Origin of the sequence: Promicromonospora thailandica, from assembly GCF_024171955.1 — a bacterium.
Classification (GTDB): domain Bacteria; phylum Actinomycetota; class Actinomycetes; order Actinomycetales; family Cellulomonadaceae; genus Promicromonospora; species Promicromonospora thailandica.
The window spans coordinates 669,530-689,212 of record NZ_JAMTCS010000001.1 but is presented as its reverse complement, the minus strand read 5'-3'; the positions used below and the strand labels follow the sequence as shown (position 1 = coordinate 689,212).

Annotated in this window: 11 protein-coding genes and 1 pseudogene; 5 read left to right on the top strand and 7 right to left on the bottom strand. The window is 69.1% G+C overall.

Annotation, left to right across the window (positions count from 1 at the left end; translation table 11 throughout):
- The 3 genes and pseudogenes from APR03_RS03170 to APR03_RS25415 all read right to left on the bottom strand — a co-directional run.
- A partial coding sequence (locus APR03_RS03170) for a transposase (RefSeq protein ID WP_308216429.1) occupies window positions 1–279 on the bottom strand: 279 nt, incomplete at its 3' end.
- Window positions 280–539: 260 nt separating this feature from the next.
- Window positions 540–1,211 (bottom strand): ISAs1 family transposase, encoded by a 672-nt coding sequence (locus APR03_RS03165; protein ID WP_253832648.1) that lies wholly within the window; start codon window positions 1,209–1,211, stop codon window positions 540–542.
- A 256-nt stretch (window positions 1,212–1,467) separates the two neighbouring features.
- Window positions 1,468–1,851, bottom strand: a pseudogene (locus APR03_RS25415) (transposase family protein); the annotation flags it as partial.
- A 31-nt stretch (window positions 1,852–1,882) separates the two neighbouring features.
- Here APR03_RS25415 and APR03_RS03160 point away from each other — a divergent pair.
- Window positions 1,883–2,899: a tetratricopeptide repeat protein gene (locus APR03_RS03160; protein ID WP_253832646.1), complete on the top strand. Its 1,017-nt coding sequence runs from the start codon at window positions 1,883–1,885 to the stop codon at window positions 2,897–2,899.
- Window positions 2,900–3,240: 341 nt separating this feature from the next.
- Here APR03_RS03160 and APR03_RS03155 read toward each other — a convergent pair whose 3' ends face one another.
- Window positions 3,241–3,570 carry a hypothetical protein gene (locus APR03_RS03155; protein ID WP_253832644.1) on the bottom strand — a complete coding sequence of 110 codons (330 nt, stop codon included), beginning with the start codon at window positions 3,568–3,570 and terminating at the stop codon, window positions 3,241–3,243.
- Between the two features lie 158 nt (window positions 3,571–3,728).
- Window positions 3,729–8,138 (bottom strand): glycosyltransferase family 32 protein, encoded by a 4,410-nt coding sequence (locus APR03_RS03150; RefSeq protein ID WP_253832642.1) that lies wholly within the window; start codon window positions 8,136–8,138, stop codon window positions 3,729–3,731.
- A gap of 968 nt (window positions 8,139–9,106) precedes the next feature.
- Between APR03_RS03150 and APR03_RS03145 the strand changes: the two genes are divergently transcribed.
- On the top strand, window positions 9,107–11,920 hold the full coding sequence (locus APR03_RS03145) for an AfsR/SARP family transcriptional regulator (RefSeq protein WP_275977078.1): 2,814 nt from the start codon (window positions 9,107–9,109) through the stop codon (window positions 11,918–11,920).
- Window positions 11,921–12,031: 111 nt separating this feature from the next.
- Here APR03_RS03145 and APR03_RS03140 read toward each other — a convergent pair whose 3' ends face one another.
- Window positions 12,032–12,847, bottom strand: coding sequence for an alpha/beta fold hydrolase (locus APR03_RS03140; protein ID WP_253832638.1), 816 nt, complete (start codon window positions 12,845–12,847; stop codon window positions 12,032–12,034).
- A 42-nt stretch (window positions 12,848–12,889) separates the two neighbouring features.
- A complete protein-coding gene (locus APR03_RS03135; protein WP_253832636.1) occupies window positions 12,890–13,642 on the bottom strand; it encodes an alpha/beta fold hydrolase in 753 nt (250 codons plus the stop codon).
- 111 nt (window positions 13,643–13,753) lie between these two features.
- On the opposite strand from APR03_RS03135, the gene APR03_RS03130 reads away from it, so the two are divergent.
- The 3 genes from APR03_RS03130 to APR03_RS03120 are packed head-to-tail and all read left to right on the top strand — an operon-like array spanning window position 13,754 to window position 19,646.
- On the top strand, window positions 13,754–14,401 hold the full coding sequence (locus tag APR03_RS03130; protein ID WP_253832634.1) for a GntR family transcriptional regulator: 648 nt from the start codon (window positions 13,754–13,756) through the stop codon (window positions 14,399–14,401).
- A 52-nt stretch (window positions 14,402–14,453) separates the two neighbouring features.
- Entirely contained in the window at window positions 14,454–15,116 is a 663-nt protein-coding gene (locus APR03_RS03125; protein ID WP_253832632.1) for a trimeric intracellular cation channel family protein, read from the top strand.
- Window positions 15,117–15,155: 39 nt separating this feature from the next.
- Window positions 15,156–19,646: a toxin glutamine deamidase domain-containing protein gene (locus tag APR03_RS03120; RefSeq protein ID WP_253832713.1), complete on the top strand. Its 4,491-nt coding sequence runs from the start codon at window positions 15,156–15,158 to the stop codon at window positions 19,644–19,646.
- Window positions 19,647–19,683: the final 37 nt, after the last annotated feature.

The following is a 19,683-nucleotide window of genomic DNA, read 5'->3' as shown; positions in this document are numbered from 1 at the left end:
GATCTGCCCACCCGCATCAGCCAGGGTCCGCAACGCGTCCAGGACCTGGTCCCAGACCCCGTCGCGCTGGTAGCGGCGGAACACCCGGTACAGGCTCGACCACGGCCCGTACCGGTCGTGCACGTCCCGCCACGGGCACCCCACGCGGGTCCGGTACCGGATCCCGTCGATCTGCCGGCGCAGGAACCGTGCGGGGCGCCCGCACGCGGCGACCGGCAGCAACGGCTCGACCACCGCCCACGCCTCATCACTCAGATCATGCCGCCCCGCAACATCCACCACGACCCCGCAGCATGCCGAAACCCCAGGTCAGACGCCACTTCTGAAACAGGCCCTAGCCCCGCGCGGTTGGCCGCCTTCCTGCCGGTCTGGTCTGTCGGGCGATGTCAGAGAGCACCCGTACCTTCTGCAGGTATGAGGAGCGTGAGCGTGTTGGAAGCGTTAGGTGTATCGCGGCGACGCGTCGCTAGGGAGAGAAAGGCGCAAGCGCTTTGGGCTCCGCGTGAACGGCGGAGGATGGGTCTGAGCCCAGGGCGGTTTCAAAGTTGATCTTGGACTTGTCGGGTCGTGAGCGCGTGCAGGGCGCGGTGGGCGTGGCGGGCGCAGGCGCGTAGCCGCTTGCGGATGTTGCTGGCGCCGGTGAGACGGTGGCGGCTGATCGCGGTGTTGCGTAGGCAGGCGAGGTTCACTGGCCCGTTGCTGGTCCGGGCGGTGTGCCGGTCCTCGTCGTAGGCGGTGTCGCGGACGCAGTGCAGCTGGTTCTCGATGCGCCAGTGAGACCGCACGATCCGGGCGAGGAAGGCCGGGTCGGCCAGGTGAGCGGGCAGGTTCGTCAGGAAGTACGCGGTCTCGCGGGTCCATGCAGGCTCGGCCGTGAGGTTCTTCTTGCGCAGGATGTGCCGACCGATCCTGATCACCTGGATCGCACCGGCCAAGCCGAGATCGACATGGTCCGGGGCCTGGATCACCCGGATGGTCCGCGTCTCGCGCCTGCCGTGGCCCGTGCCCCGCTCGACGGCGGCCGCCGTCAGATCGGACCAGGGCAGGGCCGTGACACGGGTGTGGATGCCCGGCTGGTTCTCCTTGACGGGCAGTACCCACCATCCGCCGGCGCCGCTCACCTGGTCGACGAGCCGGTGCTGGGTGTGCTTCGCGTCCGCGACGAGCACGATCCCGGCCAGCGATCCCCACCGGTCGATCAGCCGGGTCACGGCGTGCCCGACCGCGCCGATCTCGTCCCCAACTTTGCTCGTCCCCAACTTTGACTTCCTGGCAGGCCAGGACGACACCCGTGGCCTGGTCCAGCACCTCCACGACCTGGTCCTGGGCGACACGACCCTCGAGGCGGCGGCGTGCGGCCCGCATCGTCTTGCCGTCCGCGCTGACCACGCGCGCCACCCGCGCGGCAGGCCCGGCCTGTTCGACGGGCCCGGACTCGCCCGCCACCGGACGGTCGGCCCATCGGGACAGCGCCTCGTCCAGCGCCACCGGGTCCGTCGCGTTCAGGACCCGCCTGAACGTCCCGGACGACGGTGCTGACCGCACCAGGCCGAACGCTCCGGTCAGGTCGGGGTCCAGGTCGGCGGCGACCTCGGCGATCTCGTCGAACCCGACCGCGCCGCACGCCACGGCCAGCTGCGCCAGCCCGAGCACGACTACCAGCGGGAACCGCACACCCCGCGCATCGCGCGGGTCCGGGACCGACGCGAATGCTTCCAGCAGCCCCTCGACCTGCCCACGCAACACCTTCTGTCGCACCGTGGGCTGGTCAAACAGGGCAAGAACAGGCGAGACTACAGACACGGGCGCGGCACCTCGGCAAGCACGGGCGGACGGCGTAGGAACCTCCATCCTCGCAGGTCACAGGGCCGCGCCCGCCCTCATGCCCCGAGCACTGCGCCCGCCGGCCTCACGCAACGACGCACAAGACCCCGAGCTGAAGATCAACTTTGAAACCGCCCTGGTGCTGATAGAGACCGAAAATCTCAACCAGGCATGGCCGTTAAGCGACACCGCCGCAAGAATCTACGAGAATCTTGCCCGGAAAGAACCGTCTCGATTCGAACCAACCTTTGCTTCGTCATTGAACAACCTCGCATCCCTGTGTGCGATGCTTGGACATCCTGACGAGGCGCTGCGGTTCCTGCAGCGAGCTGTGGAGATCCGTGAGGAGCTGGCGCAGACCGCTCCAGACCTGTACGAATCGGCCCTTGGGCAATCGCTGTACAACCTCGGGAATGTTCTCTCGGACTTGGGGCGTCCGCAGAACGCTTTGTCGGCGAACGAGCGGGCTGTGGAGATCTATCGACGAATTGCGCCGCGCTCGCCCGATCGACACGAGCCTGATCTCGCGGGCGCGCTCTATAGCCTCACGTTGCGGTATTCGAACGCCGGCCGCGCCGATGATGCGTTGCTGGTGGCACAAGAGGCGACGGAAGTATTGCGACGATTGCACACGCAACTACCGGGACGGTACCGCAGGCGGCTCGGAGATTCGCTTCGAGGGTTTGCTGCACTGCACGAGGAAAATGGAAAACAGGACATTGCGGCGGCGCTGCGGCACGAGGCCGAAGAGCTATTCGTTGCGCGAGGCTCCACCAACACGCATGACGTTGCGCCGGCCGGCGAGCCGCGGCGTATCGCTGGTTCGCCGCTGCCCTTCGAGGTCCAGCTTCTAACCGTCCAAGGAGATGACAGCAAGGATGCTGCTACACCGGGATCTGTAAGCGACGAGGTCTATCTGCTGCCCCGTCGCCTCTTCGTGTCCGGCATTGTGGACAGTGAACTACGTGCGGTCTTACTCGCGGTGCTCGACAGAATTTCCAGGGCTCAGGTTGCCGGGGTGCCACAGGATCTCGGCGGGCCGGACGCAGCGAGTGCGGCTTCCACAGAGAATTGAGAGACTCGAATGGATGCACTGCGTGACCCGGATCAAGCCACAGCGTGCCAGTGGGATCGGAGCGGCGTCCTGTCGGCGATTGAGCTTGCGAAGCGACCACCACCTGAGTTGCAATCCTGACGATTGCCGTCGGATCACGGCGCTGCGATCCGAAGCGCGGGAGTGCACATGAAAGGCCGTCTCCGATGAGGGAGACGGCCTTTCGTGGGCGGCAATCCGGAAATCATCTGGCGCGATTGCGCCCAAATGGTATCTCACTCGGTACAACGTCTCGCTTGAGCGTTGCGGTCTCTGCTGGGGATGCCCATCCTATACAGAGGCACCCGGGACGGCTGGTCGGGTCAGGGGATCGGCTCAAAACTGCGAGCGTCGAAACGCAGGAAGCTGTGTAGGTCGTTGCCGGGGAAGGTTCTGGCGTTGCCGGTGCAGTCCGTGCTCTCGAACACCCGGATCGCGGTATCGGTGTAGTTGAGCTCGGAGTGTGCGACGAACGGCAGGACAACGCAGCCCTCCACCGTGCCTGCATAGGTCGCCGACTCGCCTGACAGGTCACCGGAGAAGAAGTTGATCCCTTCGGTGAATGGAGTCGCCGACGCCGCTGGCATCCAGAGCACCAGCAGCCCTCCCAACACGAGTGCTGCTGCGGCGAGACGCTTCCTGGTGCAGTTCACGGTGCTCTCCTTAAGTGCTCGGGGTCCATGACACGTACGTTTGCGCGTGACGCCACCTCACCATCTCTTCCGTGAGACGTCACCCGATATGCGCAGTTCTGCCCCTCAAGTGGCAGAGGCGATCCCATCGTGCACCGCTCGCCCGAATTGCTGCAGTTCTAGGCCGGGCCGAGCACCGCCACCTCGACGCAGGCCCGCACGAGGAGCGGGTTCCCGTAGCTGTCCCAGGCGCTGCGCCCGGAGGAGGCCCACTGGACGCCTTCCTGGTCCGTGACGACGTGGGGCATGCCGAGCAGCCGCCCTGACACCGGGTCGGGCTGGTAGCGGGCCTGCCTGGCCGGGATCGGCGGAGAGGGAGCTGACTGCAGCCGCGACCGTGCGACGTTCCGTGCGCTGACCGGGGCGGAGCGGTCCACGGGCGGTCGGAGCCGAACCAGCTCCGACCGTCTGCCCAGCCTGACGGTTGAGCCGCCCGGCAGGAAGTCCAGCATTGACACCACACTGTCGGGCAGGCGGACGGCGACGTCCTCTCGCAGGACACGGACACTGCCTGCTGCCGCCCGGGAACCCATCCCCGATGTGTCCTCGCTCCTGGTGATCGAACGCACCTCGCCGCGCAGGGTGGCGTCGGACCTGAGGAACTCGAACACCGACTCCCAGATGAGGTCGCTGCGTGGATGCAGCGAGATCGCCGCACCGAGCTGGAGGACGTCCAGGTCACCGTCGCGCAGGGACAGGCTGCGCAGGGCCGTGACGATCATATCCTGGGTGAAGGTCAGCGTCGCGGGTCCCGAACCCAGGATGGGCATGGGACGGGACTTCCGTCGGTTGTCGGGGTGCCAGGCCAACGTCTCCAAGCCCTGAGCGGGAGTGATGCCGACGACACGTGGAGCGTGATGTCCGTTGTACCCCGCCGCCTCTAGAACCTTCCCGGTCAGGTCCGGACCCGTCCGGTAGATCACGGAGTGGCGCTTCTGGTTGATTAGCTCACTCGCCTCGTCGCCCCGCGTCGGCGGCCGGAGCGCCTGGTCGTAGAGGGCGGCTTGACTCAGTTCGTAGTGGTGCAACAGCTGCTCTATGTGGATGTCGAGGAGCGGGTGGTGCGGGGGCGCCACGATGACATTGTTCTGGAACGTGATCCGCCCGCCGGGTAGGGTCTCGACGGCAACCGCGAACGCGGCGCGGCTGGCCACGACCCCGGTGGGCGAGAGGTCGTCCAGACTAGTGATCTCGTCGCCACCGTCTACGTACATCCCGCCAAAGTCGCGGACGATCTGAGCCCGGAGGCCGTCACTGGCTGCCGCCCAGCCGGGACCGGACCACTTGGCACGTTCGATCTGCACGAGCCGCGTGGTGGCTGCGCCGCGAGACGCGTTATACACCTCGTCGACGTTTACGAGCACGATGTTCTCGTCAACAGCGTGCTGGGCGAGCAGCTCGATATCGAGACCACGACGCGTGTCCAGCTCGCTCACGGTAGCGGGGTCTTGCACCTCCTTGCGCGTGACGTCGGTCCACAGAATGAACGTCGCCTTGCCCTGGAGCGTTCGAACGCTCTGACGGAACGTCTCCCAGAACGACTTGGAGGCACCGTCTAGGGTCGGCACGGAACCGAGCCAGATGGCATGAACGAGTTGCGGCATCCGGACGTCGGCCGTGGCCAAGGGGGCCACGTCGGGATTCGGTGACCACCGGCGATCGCGCCGGTGGTGCACGACGCTGTACGCCCCCTCGGATATCCGCCACCCCCGAGGATTGAAGTCGGAAGCCCGGACGTCCCCTCGCCGGAGGTCCATCATGCGTAGGAAGTGGACGCCTTCGTCGGCGGTGAGCGCGGAGTAGTCGTACGGGACGTTGCTCCTCGGGTCCACCAGGAACGCAGGTGTCCTTGGCAGGGCCAGCCGCCCGAAGACGTCCCGCGCATGACGCTCCGTGGGGGCGGACGGCCGGTAGGAGTCGCGCAGGAGGCTCACGAGATCCGATGTGTCGCTGATGCGACTGAGGCGATCGCGTCGTGCACGCGCCACTTGTTCGACCTCTCGGACCACGCCCAGGCGGCTGTTGCTCGCGCTGCTCTTCCGGGTCCACGCCGCGCTGGCGGCCAACAGCACGTCCAGCGAACCGACGTCGAAGGGACTAGCCTCGACCGCCTGGACGGCCGCGTCGATCCGCCGCAACTCGGCCGAGCGCGACTCTGTCCCCTCCGAGGCCGCTGACCGGCCCAGCCATTCGTCCATCGAGAGGATTCGTGAGGGCCGGTCCTGGAGGGCGCCGGCGGCAGACGCCGATCCGGACGCGACCATCGCTTCGCTCTGACCGGGGTGCAGGATGGTCTGCCCCTCGGGGCGACCGCTCGACCCCGTGTGCCGGGAGGCAGCCGTGTGCGGGGTGATCCACAGGACGACCTGGCGCCGGCGGGTGTCAGCGTCCATGCTCTCGGACTGGCCGAAGGGGGAATGGGTGAGCCTGTCGCCACGCGACGTGGCCGAGTATGTGACGGCATTGGCGGGCAGTCCGCTGCGCTGCAGCTCGGTGTGGAGCACCTGCTCAAGGTCACGCTGGACGGCCGTCGCGCGCTCCTGTCCCTTTCTGCGGGGATCGCCGCCCGGGTGGTAGGTAGCGCGAGGGTTCCCTCCACCCTCGAGGTGGACCTCGAGTACGGGGAGGGGACGGCCCTCGGCCGCGCGGGCGCTCGCTTCCGCTGCGATGGTGACGGCGAATGCTCGCAGCCGTGCGGCGCTGAACGTGTCGGTCGACCCCGGGTCGACGGCGGTGTGCATCTGCGGAGCACTGAGACGAGGCGGCGGCAACCGGAGGATCGTGCGCGCATAGGTGTCCGCCTCCCGCGCGCGCTGGATGACCACGTCGTTCCAGCGCGCGACATCTTCGAGCGTCCGCGTCGTTTCGCCGAAGGCACGCAGTTCCAGCGGGACGAGGGGCAGGTCCTCCCGCCAGCCGAAGCTCGTGTCCATCCCCGGTAGGAACGACCGGATGCTGAGCGATCTGTTCGGGTCGATCTCCGTGGCGGCTGACTGCACGGCGCTGTCGACGAACTCGCCGACCGTGTGCCTGCGGGTGGTCCCGCCGAAGGGCACTTCCAGGGCGAAGATGTCCTCCTCGTGCTCGCTGCCCAGCCAGAGCTCGGTGACCTCCGGGTCGTCGAGGTTGTCCCGGCGGTACCGGGCGAGTAGTTCCTCGCGGACGACGGAGTGGTTCCGCTCCAGCCAGTCCTGGGCCTCCCGGGGGAGGCTGCTGCGGATCCGCGCCATCGAGACCCGGGCGGCCACCAGCAGGAAGTGTTTCTTGATGTGCGTCTCGGACACGGACCCGTGGATCTGGGCGGCCGTGTGTGTGTAGACCAGCGTCAGGTAGTGGCGCAGGTAGGCCATGACGGGGTTGCCTGGCTCGCGCCGATCCAGTCGCGCGGCCAGGTCCCGGCTCCGGGGATCGAGGTCGATGAACCGCGCGCCGACCGTGTCACCGAAGGCCAGGGCGCTGTGGCCGTGCCGGACCGACTCACTGTCGGGCTGGGTCGGGTGCTCGAGCGCGAGCCGCAACAGCTGACGGATGCCGATGACCGGCACGCCGGCGGTCATCTGGGTGTCGAGCCGCCCGGGGGCCACGTCCGCCCCGACCTTGACCTTCCGGGCGTGAGGGTGAGCGACGTACCCGGCGTCCACGGGGAACACGTCAGTGAGCGACTGTCCGGGGCGGGCCCGGCGCAGCCTGGCGAGCATCGACCTCTCGGCGCTGGCCGTCTCGGCGGGATCCGTGCCGGCTTCTCCACCGAGGACGAAGTCGGCGGAGGTGACCAGCTCGACGATCATGTCCCCCTTCTTCTTCGTTGGGGAGCCGTCCAGGACTAGCGAGACCGTGCCGCCAGGCGACGTGATGAGCCGCGTCGCCCCGATCTGGTTGTTGAAGGCGCGGAGCTCGAGCTGGCTGCGGACCTCGATCCCGGTCTCGACCTCCCGCCCGGCGCGGCCGCCGCGCAGACCCGCCCGGTCGGTCGGCGGCCAGGTCTCGTAGAGGTCGCCCAGGGTGGCGGATAGCTGCCGGACGCCAGCCGTTCGGTCTACGGTCTCGCTCGCTGAGGGGGCGAGGGGCCACCCGTCGTGGACCGTCCACCCCAGATCGACGTACATGCGGTGAGCGAGGATGTCACGAACCCGCTCGAGAGAGGTGTCAGGGCTCGTAGCAGGCCCGATGACGAGGGGGAAGGGACGGTGGTGCGCTGCCATGATGTCGACGGCCTGCCGGACGAAGAACTCGGCGACGTCTGCCGGCAGCTTGCCAAGCACCGTCCTCGCGCGCACGGCGAGCCGGTCGGCGTCGGCGCGGGACTCGACGGCAAGACCGGCGCGTTCCTGCCCGACCTCCGGGACGACTGCCGTCCGGAGTAGGCTCCGGTCGACGGAACCGTCCGGCAGCACCACCAGCCCGTCCGGCAATCGCTCCGCGACGGCGGCCTGCACGCACGCGGCGCCCGGCCCTGAGGCGCTGTGACGGGACGTGCGCCACCTGCTGTCGGGGAGCCGATCGTCCTGGCGCGTGACGACGAGCGTCATCGAACCTCCTCACATGACCGTGATGCTGGACCGGATCCGTCCGGCGCCGCCCGTTCCAGGCAGTCTCACCACGCTACGTGCCCGGCGCCCGCACCTCGCCCGGTGCCCCGGGACGCGCCCTCTCGGACAGGAACGATGTCTCACGAGGCAGCGTGGCAGCCCAAGGGGTACTTCCGGACCCCGGTGGCATCGCCGTCTGCCTGGGCTCGCCGGCCCGCGTTTCGATGGGTTCCACGAGATACAGAACACTGGGTGGAACAGGCATCTCGGTCAGCGAGCTCGCGCTGGCAATGATGATGCTCGGAGCCATGGGAAACACCGACCACGACGAGTCGGTACGCATCATCAGCGCTGCACTGGACTCAGTGGGGCCGCTCGAAGCCCCGGGCAGTACAAAGCGGCTTCGAACAAGAGCAATAACTCAGAATGAACCCACCGTGGCCGCGACCGGCGGTAACTCGGGCAGTCGGTCGGAGCCAGCGGAGCGACTCGGAGATGCGAGCAGTCGAGGCGGCATGAGTCACCGACTCGCCCGCGACGTCATGCTGTTGCGGCGAGACGCTTCCTGGTGCAGTTCACGGTGCCCTCCAGAAATGATGGCGTTACAAATGCGGGCGGAGTTCGCTTCTCCCAAAACTCCAATGAGACGTCACGTGGTTCGCGTACCAGTGCCCTCGGATGGACGAGACGACCCCATCGTCCGCGGCCCGCCCGAACTGCTGCAGGTCTTGTGCTGAGGGGTAGCGGTCGCGTCCGCTGCGAGCCGGGTGCCGCAGGTAGGAATAGCCTCGTAAATTGCGGTGTGCCGTGGCTCGCGTGACCCGCTGCGGACTCCCCGAGCCTGACAGCTCGAATACGGAGTCGCCAGGATCACCACGGCGGCCGACCTCCGTGAAGGCGACCCATCTGCTGTTGAAAGGCTGTTCGTGTCCGAAAAAGTTACGTTCGCGCTCCTGGGGCCGGTCCGGATGTGGCGCTCCGGAACCGAGGTGCCGGCAGGTTCTCCCCAGCAGAAGGCCCTCCTGGCGATGCTCCTGCTCCACGCCGGCCGGGTCACGGGTACCGACGAGCTCGCTGCGGCCCTCTGGGACGACGAGCCACCACGTGGAGCGTCCGGCACACTGCGCACCTACGTGTCGCGACTGCGCCATCTCCTGCACGGCACCGACGCCACGGTCGAGACGGTCAGTGGCGGGTACGCGCTGCGTACCGCCCCTGCATCGGTGGACGTCGCACGGTTCGAGGCGCTGCTGAGCCAAGGACGCAGGCTCGGGCGGGCCGCCGACCTCGGCGGGGCGTTGGCTGCCCTCACCGATGCGCTCGCGTTGTGGCGTGGCGACGGCCTGGACGGGGTGCCCGGGACCTACGCGGCAAACCAGCGCGTCCGGCTCCAGGAGGAGCGTCTGGCGGCCATCACGCTGCGCCTCGCCACGATGCTGGACACGGGGGGTGCGGTGGTAGCGGAGCTCACCACGATGGTCGAGGCGCACCCCTACCGCGAGGACATCCGCGCACTGCTCATGCGGGCTCTGTATCGTGACGGCCGGCAGGCGGACGCCATCGAGGTCTACCAGGCCGGTGCCCGTCTGTTGGCCGACGAGCTGGGTCTGGACCCTGGGCCTGCGCTCCGCGACATGTACCAGCGCATACTTGTCTCCGACCCAGGTCTCGTCCTCACGGAACCCGGCCAGGGCGGCGCCACGACCGGTCATGGCGCGCCCGGGACGCAAGGCGCCCCCCTCGTGCGTCCTGCTCAGCTGCCTGCGGACCGTCATGACTTCTTCGGACGGCAACAGGAGCTGGCATGGGCTGACGCGCTCCTCGACGTGGAGGGCGCGCCCACGAGCGCGGTGATTTCAGGAATGGGCGGCGTCGGCAAGAGCAGCCTTGCCATTCACTGGGCCCACCAGAACGCCGGGGCGTTCCCGGACGGGCAGCTCTATGTCGACCTGCGGGGCTTCGACCACACGCAGTCGCCCCTGGATCCCGACGAAGCCCTGGTCAGGATCTTGGAGTCTCTCGGCGTCCGCAGTGACCACGTGCCAGACGGGCTGGATGCCCGTGCCGCGCTGTACCGCTCGACCGTTGCCGGCCGTCGGGTCCTGGTCCTCCTGGACAACGCCCGCGACGCGGCCCAGGTGCGTCCTCTGCTGCCCGGGACATCCGGCAGCCTCGCACTGATCACCAGCCGCGACCGGCTCGCGGCGCTGCGTGTGACCGGCACGGCCGCGGTGCACCTGGACACCTTCGGCGACGCGGATGCCGGAGCGCTGCTCTCCCGGTGGGTAGGACCGGAACGTGTCGACGCCGACCCGACTTCCCTGGCGGCGATCGTCGACGCCACGGCCGGACTGCCTCTGGCGCTGGCCGTCGTGGGCGCACGGCTGCGAGATGCCCCCGGCGTCCCCCTCTCAGCGGTCGCGAGCGAGCTCCGGTCCGCCCGAGAGGTCCTCGATGTGCTCGGCGATACCGACCCCGCGGTGGACATACGCGCCGTACTCTCGTGGTCCTGCACCAACCTGGACCCGGAAACGCTAAGGGCCCTGTGCCAGCTCGCCGCGTTGCCCGAGGCCCCGTTCGATGCACCGGCCGCGCGGTCAGCCATGGGCCGCCAGGACCTGACCGCGCTGGAGACATTGACCCGGGCCAGCCTGCTCGTGCAGACAGGTTGGCACCAGTACGCGTTGCATGACCTCGTCCGGGCGTACGCAGGCGAGCTCGCCGCAGAGTCCTCCGAAGTCAGGCAGGGTGCGATCGACCGCGCCATGGACCACTACATCGGGTCCGCCAACGAGGCAACGGTCCTGCTGGAGCCGATCCGGGTCCCGCTGGACCTGATCTCTCCTGCGCCTGGTGCTGAGATCGTGCGACCGGTCGATGCGGCGGCCGCACTCGTCTGGTTCGGGGAGCACCGAGGCGCATTGCAGGCCGCGGTCGAGACAGCGCTGGCCGAGGGGCTGGATGAGAGGGTCTGGCAACTCGCATGGTGCCTCGCCACCTACCTCCACCGTGCCGAGTACTGGTCGGACGCCATCGCACTGTGGCGGGTCGGGCTCGCCGCCGCGGAGCGGAGCGGGCACGTGGTCGGTCAAGCACGAGCCCATCAAGGGCTCGGTGTCGCCCTCGGGGTCCAGACCGGCCTCGGCCCGCCCGGACCATATACGCCGGGCAGCAGCCACGACATCGCGCACAGCGCCCGTACCCATCTGGAAGAGGCGGTTCGCCTCTATCTGTCGGAGGGTAGGCAGACGGCAGCGGCGTGGGTACTCGTCAGCCTCGGGTCCTACAACGACGAATACTCTGAACAGGGTGTGACCACGATGGCGTTGGAGCGGGCCATCGAGCTCTCAGACGAACCATCGTTGCAGGCACTGGCACTGAACAACCTCGCTGTGCATTACATGACGCTCGGTGATGCCGTACACGCCCTGGCCACCGCTCGTGCGGCCCTCGCCCGACTTGCCACAACCGACGACGCGCTCGCCGTCGCGCACGCCACCGATACTCTTGGCATCGTCCAGCTCGCTGCCGGACAGGTCCGTGATGCAGCTGTTTCGTTCCGGACAGCGGCCGTGGCCTTCGGGGAGGCCCGGGACCTGAAGTACCAGGGGGCCAGCCTCGCGAACCTCGGGGACGCGCACGCCGTGGCGGGAGACGCCGCCGCGGCCGCAGCCGTCCGCGCCGAGGCGCTGGCGCTCCTGGACGGTACGAGCGACCCCGTCGCGGACCGGTTGCGTCGCCTGCTCGGTGACGAGGTGGGTGGGTCCGTGCGGTCAGCGTAGGTGCTTACGGGCTGGAGGCTGACAGGCGTCTGGTCGACGGATGCAGCAGAACACAGCGATGCCGTCGGCGGACCGGGTCCGCCGACGGCATCCTGGATGTGCGTGGCCCCGCTACCGGGTGGTGGCGCGTGCCGCACTCTCGATGATCTTCACCACAGCGTGCGGCTTGGAGACGGCCACGGCGTGCGAGGCCTTGATCTCCGTGGTGTGCGATCCGGCCCGCTCGGACATGAACCGCATCGAGGCCGGCGGGATGGTCAGGTCCTGCGTGGTGACCAGGGACCAGCTCGGGATGGTCTTCCAGGCAGCGCGGGTCGCCTCGTCGTTCAGGGCGGACTCCGCGATCGGCCGCTGGGTGGCGGCTAGCAGCTTGGTGGTGCTTCGCGGGACGTCGGCGGCGAACACGCGGCGGAACTCGTCCTGCTTGACGTAGAGGTCGGTGCCGGTGGAGCCGTCGGCCGCCGGGAACGGCACGGCGTCCAGCGCCGCGCCGAGCTCGCCACCCGGGTACTTGGCCGCAAGCTCGGCTGTGCTCTCGCCCTGGTCGAGCTGGAAACTGGCGATGTAGACCAGCGCCTTGACATCTCGGTCACCGGCGGCGGCTTCGGTGATCACCGACCCGCCGTAGGAGTGGCCGGCGAGCACGATCGGGCCCTCCACGCTGTCCAGGACGCTGGCAAGGTACTCCGCGTCGTCGTGCAGCCCGCGAAGGGGGTTGGCCGGCGCGATCACCGGGTAGCCCTTGCGCTGGAGGTCGTCGATGACCCCGTTCCAGCTGGAGGAGTCGGCGAACGCACCGTGGACGAGCACGACTGTCGGCTTCTCGTGTCTGGGCTGTGGGCCGTGCGTGGAGACCGGGGCTGCCGCGGTGGCCGCCAGCGCGGCGAGCGCGACGCCGGCGGCGATGAGGGTGCGCTTGAGATACATGGGAGATCCGTCCTGTCTGGGGCTGTACGGGGGGAGGGTGGGTCAGCGGGCGGTGCCGCGAGCAGCCGCGTCGATGATCTCCGCGACCGCGCCGGGCTCGGAGACGGTCACAGCGTGGGAAGCGTCGATCTCGGTGGCGTGCGACCCTGCGCGCTCGGCCATGAACCGCATGGAGTCGGCGGGGATGGCCAGATCCTGGGTGGTGATGAGGGACCAGCTGGGGATGGTGCGCCAGGCGGCCTTGGTGGCGTGGTCCTCCAGCGCCTTGGCGGCGATCGGACGCTGCGTGGCCGCCATCAGGTCGGCCACGTCGGCAGGGACGTCAGCGGCGAACACGCGACGGAACTCCGCGGGCTGGATGTACAGGTCGGAGCCAGTGGTGCCGTCGGAGGCGGGGAACGAGCGGGGCTCGAGGGCGTCGCCGAGCTCCCCGCCCGGGTACTTGGCGGCGAGCTCGCCGGTGCTCTCGCCGGGGTCGAGCTGGAAGCTCGCAACGTAGACTAGAGCGGCGACATTCGTGGCGCCCTCGGCCGCTTCGCTCATCACGGAGCCGCCGTAGGAGTGGCCGGCGATGACCACGGGGCCCTCGATGCTGTCGATGACGCTGCGGAGGTAGGCGGCGTCCTCGGCGAGGCCGCGCAGCGGGTTGGCCACGGCCACGGACCGGTAGCCGCGCCCGGCGAGGTCGGCGATCACGCCGTTCCAGCTCGCGGACTCGGCGAATGCGCCGTGCACCAGGAGCACGGTGGGGTTGGTTGCGCCGGCGGTCGGTCCGGTCGAGGTGGTGTTGTGCATGGTTCTTCCTAACCGCGTAGTGGAACATCTCGTGCTAGCAGCATGCGATATATTGCGTGCTCCGTCAAGTGGATGCTTGCATCTCACCCGAGATCGTGAGCAATATATTGCATGCCCATTCCACGGAACGCCCCCGCGGTCGAACGCCACCTGCTTCGCGAGAGCGTCTACCACCGCCTGCGCGACGCCATCGTCGACGGCACCCTGGCGCCCGGTGAGCAGTTGCGAGACGTGGATCTCGCCGCATGGCTCGGAGTCAGCAGGACACCGGTCCGGGAGGCGCTCTTGCGGCTGGCGGAGGCCGGACTCATCGCGGCGCAGCCCGGCCGTTCCACCACGGTCACGTCCTTGGACGGGCAGGATGTCCGCGAGGTGCGGGACGTCGTGGCCGCCATGCACCAGCTCGCGGTGCTCCAGGCGATCGGAAGGCTCCGGGACTCGGATGTCGAGGCGATGCGCCTTGCGAACGCCCGGTTCCGGGAGGCGATCGCGGCGGGCGACGTCGAGGCCGCACTGGTCGCCGACGGCGAGCTGCACGGCGTGCCCGTCTCCGTGGCCTCCAACCGGGCGCTCGTCACGGTTCTCGAGCAGTACACGCCCGTACTCTGCCGGGCGGAACGTCTGCGCTTCTCGTCGGCGAGCGCCGGCGTGTCGGCCGACCGGCACGACGAGCTCATCCGGGCATGCGCGGACGGCGACGCCGACCGTGCCGCGCGGGCCGCTGCCGGTACGTGGAGCACGCTACCTGCCCTGGAGTGACCGAGAGGTCGCCCGTGAAACAACGTGAACCACATCGTTCTGAGGAGACGTCATGGACCTGATCGCACCGTTCGAGATCCCGCTCTGGGCAGAGCTCGGAGCAGTGGGCCTCGGCGCGCTGCAGGGAGCGCTGTTCGCCGGCGGGTTCACCGAGCGCCGGATCGACGTGCTCGGCGTCGTGCTCGTCGGGATCGGGGTGGCGCTCGGCGGGAGCCTGTTGCGTGACGTGCTCCTGGGTGAGCCGCCCGTCGTCATCTACGGCAGCTGGTATGTGCTCGTCGCGGCGCTCACGGCACTGCTCGGGCTCCTGCTCCAGCGCCTGTTCGTCCGTCTCGACCCGCTCATCGTCGCGCTCGACGCGGTGACGATCGGGCTCTTCGGGGCGATCGGTGCCTCGAAGGCACTGGCACTGGGGGTCCCGGTCGTGCCAGCCGTGTTCGTGGGGGCCGCTGCTGCGGTCGGCGGTTCGGTGCTGCGCGACGTGACGCTCAACCTGCCGGTCGCACTGCTGCACGTGGGCTCCCTCTACGCCATCGCCGCGGCGGCGGGCGCCGCACTGCTCGTCGGGCTCGTGGCGGCTGGTGTTCCCGTCCTGCCTGCGGCCGTGGCGTGCGTGGTGCTCACCACGGTGCTGCGGCTTCTCGCCGTGCGGTTCAACTGGAGCGTCCCTGAGCACCGCGCGATGGTCCTGCGGCGGCGCCGCGGCACACCCTGAGCGCCGCTGCGCCCGTCCGGACACAGCGGCTGGTCGTTGGTGCATACCTGGCCCGACAGAGCGGGTGAGGGGGCGCCTTGGTGCGACGCTGAGCACTTCCGCCGGCCCGGCTGCCTGTCTGGCCGGGTTCGACGTATGCGGTGCGCGACATCCAGGTATTCCTCCCGGGAAGGACAGAGCGACCGGCACCGGAGGAGGTCATGCGTGCCCCGAACCGACGACATCCCCAGTGAACGGGCCCTGCCTCGGTGGCGCTCGTCCCGACACAGCCCTGGCGGACATGAACCGGCCTGTGTCCAGGCCGGTGTCGCGGTCCTGGACCTGAGCGACGGATCGATCCGCCTGGAGGATCCGGGAGAGGCTGCCACCAGCATCGTCATCAGACCGCCGAGCCCTCTGGCCATACCGGCAGCGCGCCCCGAGGAGGACAGGCTCGTCGCAGAGGCACGCGACTTCTTCCGCCGTGCTGATCCGGGCCAGCACGACGAGGCGCTCCTTCAGGCAGGCGAGCTGATGCTGTCGCGTCACCGTGCCTTTCCGATCTCCCTCGACCGGGCCGACGGGGCCGGCCGACGCGACGAGGTGCTCGAAGGCGTGCGGATGGCCGTGGCGCACCGGATCCATCTCGACCAGGGAGCCACGAGCGGGGCGCAGGAGCTCGCCGAGCGGCTTCGTCACGTCTACGGCACGACGCGGACGAACGAGCTCGCCAGGCCGGGAGGGATGAAGGTGAGCCTGTTCGGCAGGACGCTCTTCGAGAAGAAGGGATCCTCGTCGGCGCCACGATACGTCCCGCCGAGCAGCACCCCGCTGAACACGATCAACCCGCATCTCGTCGGGGCGTCGATCATGGACCCGGACTCTCTCGCCAGAGACATCGACTCGCTGAGGACGTACACCTCGGACGGATTGCGCTCGTACCGGGTCCGCGTGCCAGGTGATGCCACGCAGACGGTCCTGCGGGCGGCTCCCTGGCCGGACCACCACCAGTTCCTCCTGCTGTCCCACGGGAACATCCGCCTGCTGCTGGGCCCGGACGAGAAGGCTCTCTTCGGGCCGCAGGTGGCGACTTTCGTCCGACACCGGGAGGACTGGCGCGCGCTGCGGGCCGGCAACCCGCACGCCGGGATCGTCCTCCTCGGCTGCGACGTGGGTCGGGTCGACGACGGACCCGCGCAGCAGGTCGCCGATCATCTGGGCGTCACGGTCTACGCGTCGCGGTACGCCGGATGGACCAACGACCACCACCTGGAGGTCGCGTCGACGGATCACGACTGGGGCGAGTTCCGCACTTTCGCCCCGCGAGAGCCGTCCACGACCATCCTGCGCCTGGAGCGCAGGGACTCGCTGTCCTCCGCACAGCGTCACCAGATGAGCCTCGTGGCCAGAGACGTGGCGCGGGACGGTCTGCGTCTGGCGACGGAGCTGCGAGTCACTCCTGTCGTCCACGTGACCGGTTACAGCCCGACCGCAGACCGGAACCGGGCCCACTCCCGGGTGCAGACGGTGCTCACGGCCTTCCGGCGGCAGCTCGCGGCGGAGCTCGAGCGGCAGCAGCACGGCATCGCCGAACCACTCGGGGTCGACTCGTTCGCCCTCACCAGTGATGTCTGGGAGGGGTCTGACGTGCCCCCGCTCATGGAACGCAATCTGCGCGCGGACGGGATGGATGACCTGGAACGTCACGTCCTCGTGACCGTCCACACGCCCTCGCCCTCCCTGAAGCTCGACGTGGCCGACGACGACGATCTCGGTGACGTGACCTTCGCGGCCGTCGACGACGACCGGTCCGAAGAAGACCTTCCTCTCGCGCCTGCCCCCGGTGGTGCCGGTCAGATGGAAACTGCCCAGATCCCCACCGCCGAGGAGTGGCTCCGTCAGTCAGCTGTCGCCCGGTGGTGGCCGTCGCGGTCGGCCGAGCTGCGCCGGATCGACCGCGCCCTCACTTCTGTGGGAAAGGAACCTTTCGCCCCGGAGCCGCTGGACGACCTGCTGAGCGCCATCGCTGCATGGTCCCGCAAGAGCAGCGCGACCAACGGGCGCATCGGCGCGGTCCGTCGGCTGGAACAAGCGGCGCGTGCGCGGCACGACCGTCTCGCCCGGATCAACGACTCCGCCGATCTGGTAGCGCTCCTCGAGGACTCCTACGACCCGACCGCCGTGGTGAAGCACCACGTGCCTGACGTCTTCGGACGGCTCACGCCACCCCCGCCCCCCAGTCTGCTGATCGACCCGAAGCGCGGAGTGCCGTACGACTACTCCCGGCTTACCGCCGACGAAGGCGTCCACCTGCTCCGGAGCATGGACATCCGCCGGACGAACGTCCGCAGCGCTGACCTGGACCCACGGCGCTGGCGCGTGCGGCCGGACACGTACAGCACCGCCCATCGTCGGGACAGCCGCCGGTGGGCGCCGGACCCCGGAGTGCGGCCACTGGCCGAGGACACGGTCAGGATGCCGCAGCTCGTCCACGCCGTCTGGTTCGGATCGGTGCCCGCCCGGGACGGTGCGGCAGAGGCGTTCTGGGAGACGTTCCGCGAGAGCGCCAGGTCTCATCGTGGTCGAGCGACCTTCGTGCTGTGGACCGACGTGACCCGCCACGAGATACAGGATCCGGGAGCGGTCGCGGAGGTGGACATGCCTCGGGGCCTGCGCCTGGACCTCCTCGCCAGAGCCGCAGAGGAGGACGGCATCCTGCTCGTCAATGTCGACGAGGTGTACAACGACGCTCGAGCCGCACAGACCACACGCCTCATGCGGATCGAGCGCGCCAAGCGCTCCGGCACCGGCTGGGCGGCAGCGAGCGACATCCTGCGCGTCCAGATCGTGTCTGACTTCGGCGGGATGTACGTCGACGGTGGCGACGCGGTCACCAGCCTGGATGACCTCTCGCCCGCCGGTGTGGTCGCGACGCCTGCCGCGTTCGCCATCGACGTCGGCAGCCAGACCGCTGAGCGGTTCACGTTCCGGAACAACGTGATCGTGGCACCGCCTCGTCACCCGCTCCTCGACATCCACATCGAGAGGCTGACGGAACAGTACGGTCTTGACCAGGCAGAGCTCTACGCGCAGGCGTTGCGACCTCCGGGGGCTGACGGTGGCTCCGGGGACCTCATCAACCTGAGGCGCCACTCGGTGATGTACCGGACCGGCCCGGACCTGACGGGGAAGGTCCTCGAATCGGTGGGCTACCGGGGACCTGACGTCCCGCGCACCGTGGGCATCGCTTCCGCGCGAGGCCTGGACACGATGGCCTGGCATCCCGACAACCAGCGCAAGTCCGGTCCGGACCTGACCCTCGGCCCTGCGACGTTGGCGTTCACCCAGGACCTGATCGTCACCGCGCTGCGCAGCCTCTCCCTGCGTGACGGCGACCTGGACCTGCTCCAGCTGGGCTCGGCCGTGTCGCGCCACCCACGTCCAGACCTCGTCTGGGAATCGCTGTTCGAGTTCATCGGTTCCCACGAGAAGCTGCGCCAACAGGTACGTGCCATCAGCCGGAGCGAGGATGCCGCGGCCGTCGGGCCTGTCAGCGCGAGCACGGCCCGGATCGTGCGAGGCGCTGCCACCGTGAAGCTTCCCGAGCGGGTGCTGGCCATGCTGGACCTCGCGCCCGACGACACGGCCCTCAGCCTGGGCAGACGGTCGGAGCCGGTACGGCTGCGCCCGGCCTGGTCCCGCACGACGCACGGTGGTACCCGGGACACGTCGCAGGTGTCCGCACGTCCGGGTCGGCCACTGCCACGGACGCCGGCGGTGACCGGGTCCCTGCCCTCGCTCGGCCGGCGGCTGATCCTTCCCGCGACAGGACCTGTCGCGCAGGTGGAGTCCGCCGAGGAGCAGGGGCCGTGGGCACTCATCAGCCGGCCGGTCCCCGGCCTGACCACACGCCCGTCGATCAACCGGGACGCCGTCCGTCACCTCGACCGGGTGCGGGAGAGTGCCGCCCAGGCAGAGGCCACCCGGTTCCTGGAGCTGCGGTTCCCCGGTCTCAAGGACCTGAACGTCACCGGCGACCGGCTGAACTGCAACCAGGCGGTCATCGCCGTCGACCGCATGGTCGACGGCGACACCGCCGTACGGATTCCGCCGTCGGACCGGGCGGACTTCTACGGCCTGGACCTGTTGCGGACACATCACAGCGGCGAGTACGTCCCGGTCAGCAGCTATGACGACGTCATCGAACGGATCGCCGAGCGGCCGGGGCAGCGGGGCGTCGTGTACGTCGGGTGGGACGGCGGCGGCCACCTGTTCAACGTGCTGCACACGAGCGACGGTGTGGTGTTCGTCGACGGGCAGACCGGGCAGCTTGCGTCGCTGCCCGCCCACGCCGGACGGATTGCCCTCATGCGGTACCGGCCGGTCGGGGGACCTCCTACAGGGCGGGTGACCAGGGCCCCGCACGTCGTCACCGATCAGGACGGCACCCAGTGGGCGTCCGGGTCGCGCAGCGCGCGGGACGGTGAAGGCCGTCTGATCCCTGACGACCGACGAGCCTGCGTCGAGGTTGCCCTCGTGAGTGCGGGCTGAGGGTCCTCTGCGCGGCCTTGGCAGGATGCGCGACGTC

Excerpts from the sequence above, each read along its gene's own strand:
- APR03_RS03160 (WP_253832646.1), top strand. The coding sequence starts at position 1,883 with ATGCCCCGAGCACTGCGCCCGCCGGCCTCACGCAACGACGCACAAGAC.
- APR03_RS03150 (WP_253832642.1), bottom strand. The coding sequence starts at position 8,138 with ATGACGCTCGTCGTCACGCGCCAGGACGATCGGCTCCCCGACAGCAGG.
- APR03_RS03145 (WP_275977078.1), top strand. The coding sequence starts at position 9,107 with ATGTGGCGCTCCGGAACCGAGGTGCCGGCAGGTTCTCCCCAGCAGAAG.
- APR03_RS03140 (WP_253832638.1), bottom strand. The coding sequence starts at position 12,847 with ATGTATCTCAAGCGCACCCTCATCGCCGCCGGCGTCGCGCTCGCCGCG.
- APR03_RS03135 (WP_253832636.1), bottom strand. The coding sequence starts at position 13,642 with ATGCACAACACCACCTCGACCGGACCGACCGCCGGCGCAACCAACCCC.
- APR03_RS03130 (WP_253832634.1), top strand. The coding sequence starts at position 13,754 with ATGCCCATTCCACGGAACGCCCCCGCGGTCGAACGCCACCTGCTTCGC.
- APR03_RS03125 (WP_253832632.1), top strand. The coding sequence starts at position 14,454 with ATGGACCTGATCGCACCGTTCGAGATCCCGCTCTGGGCAGAGCTCGGA.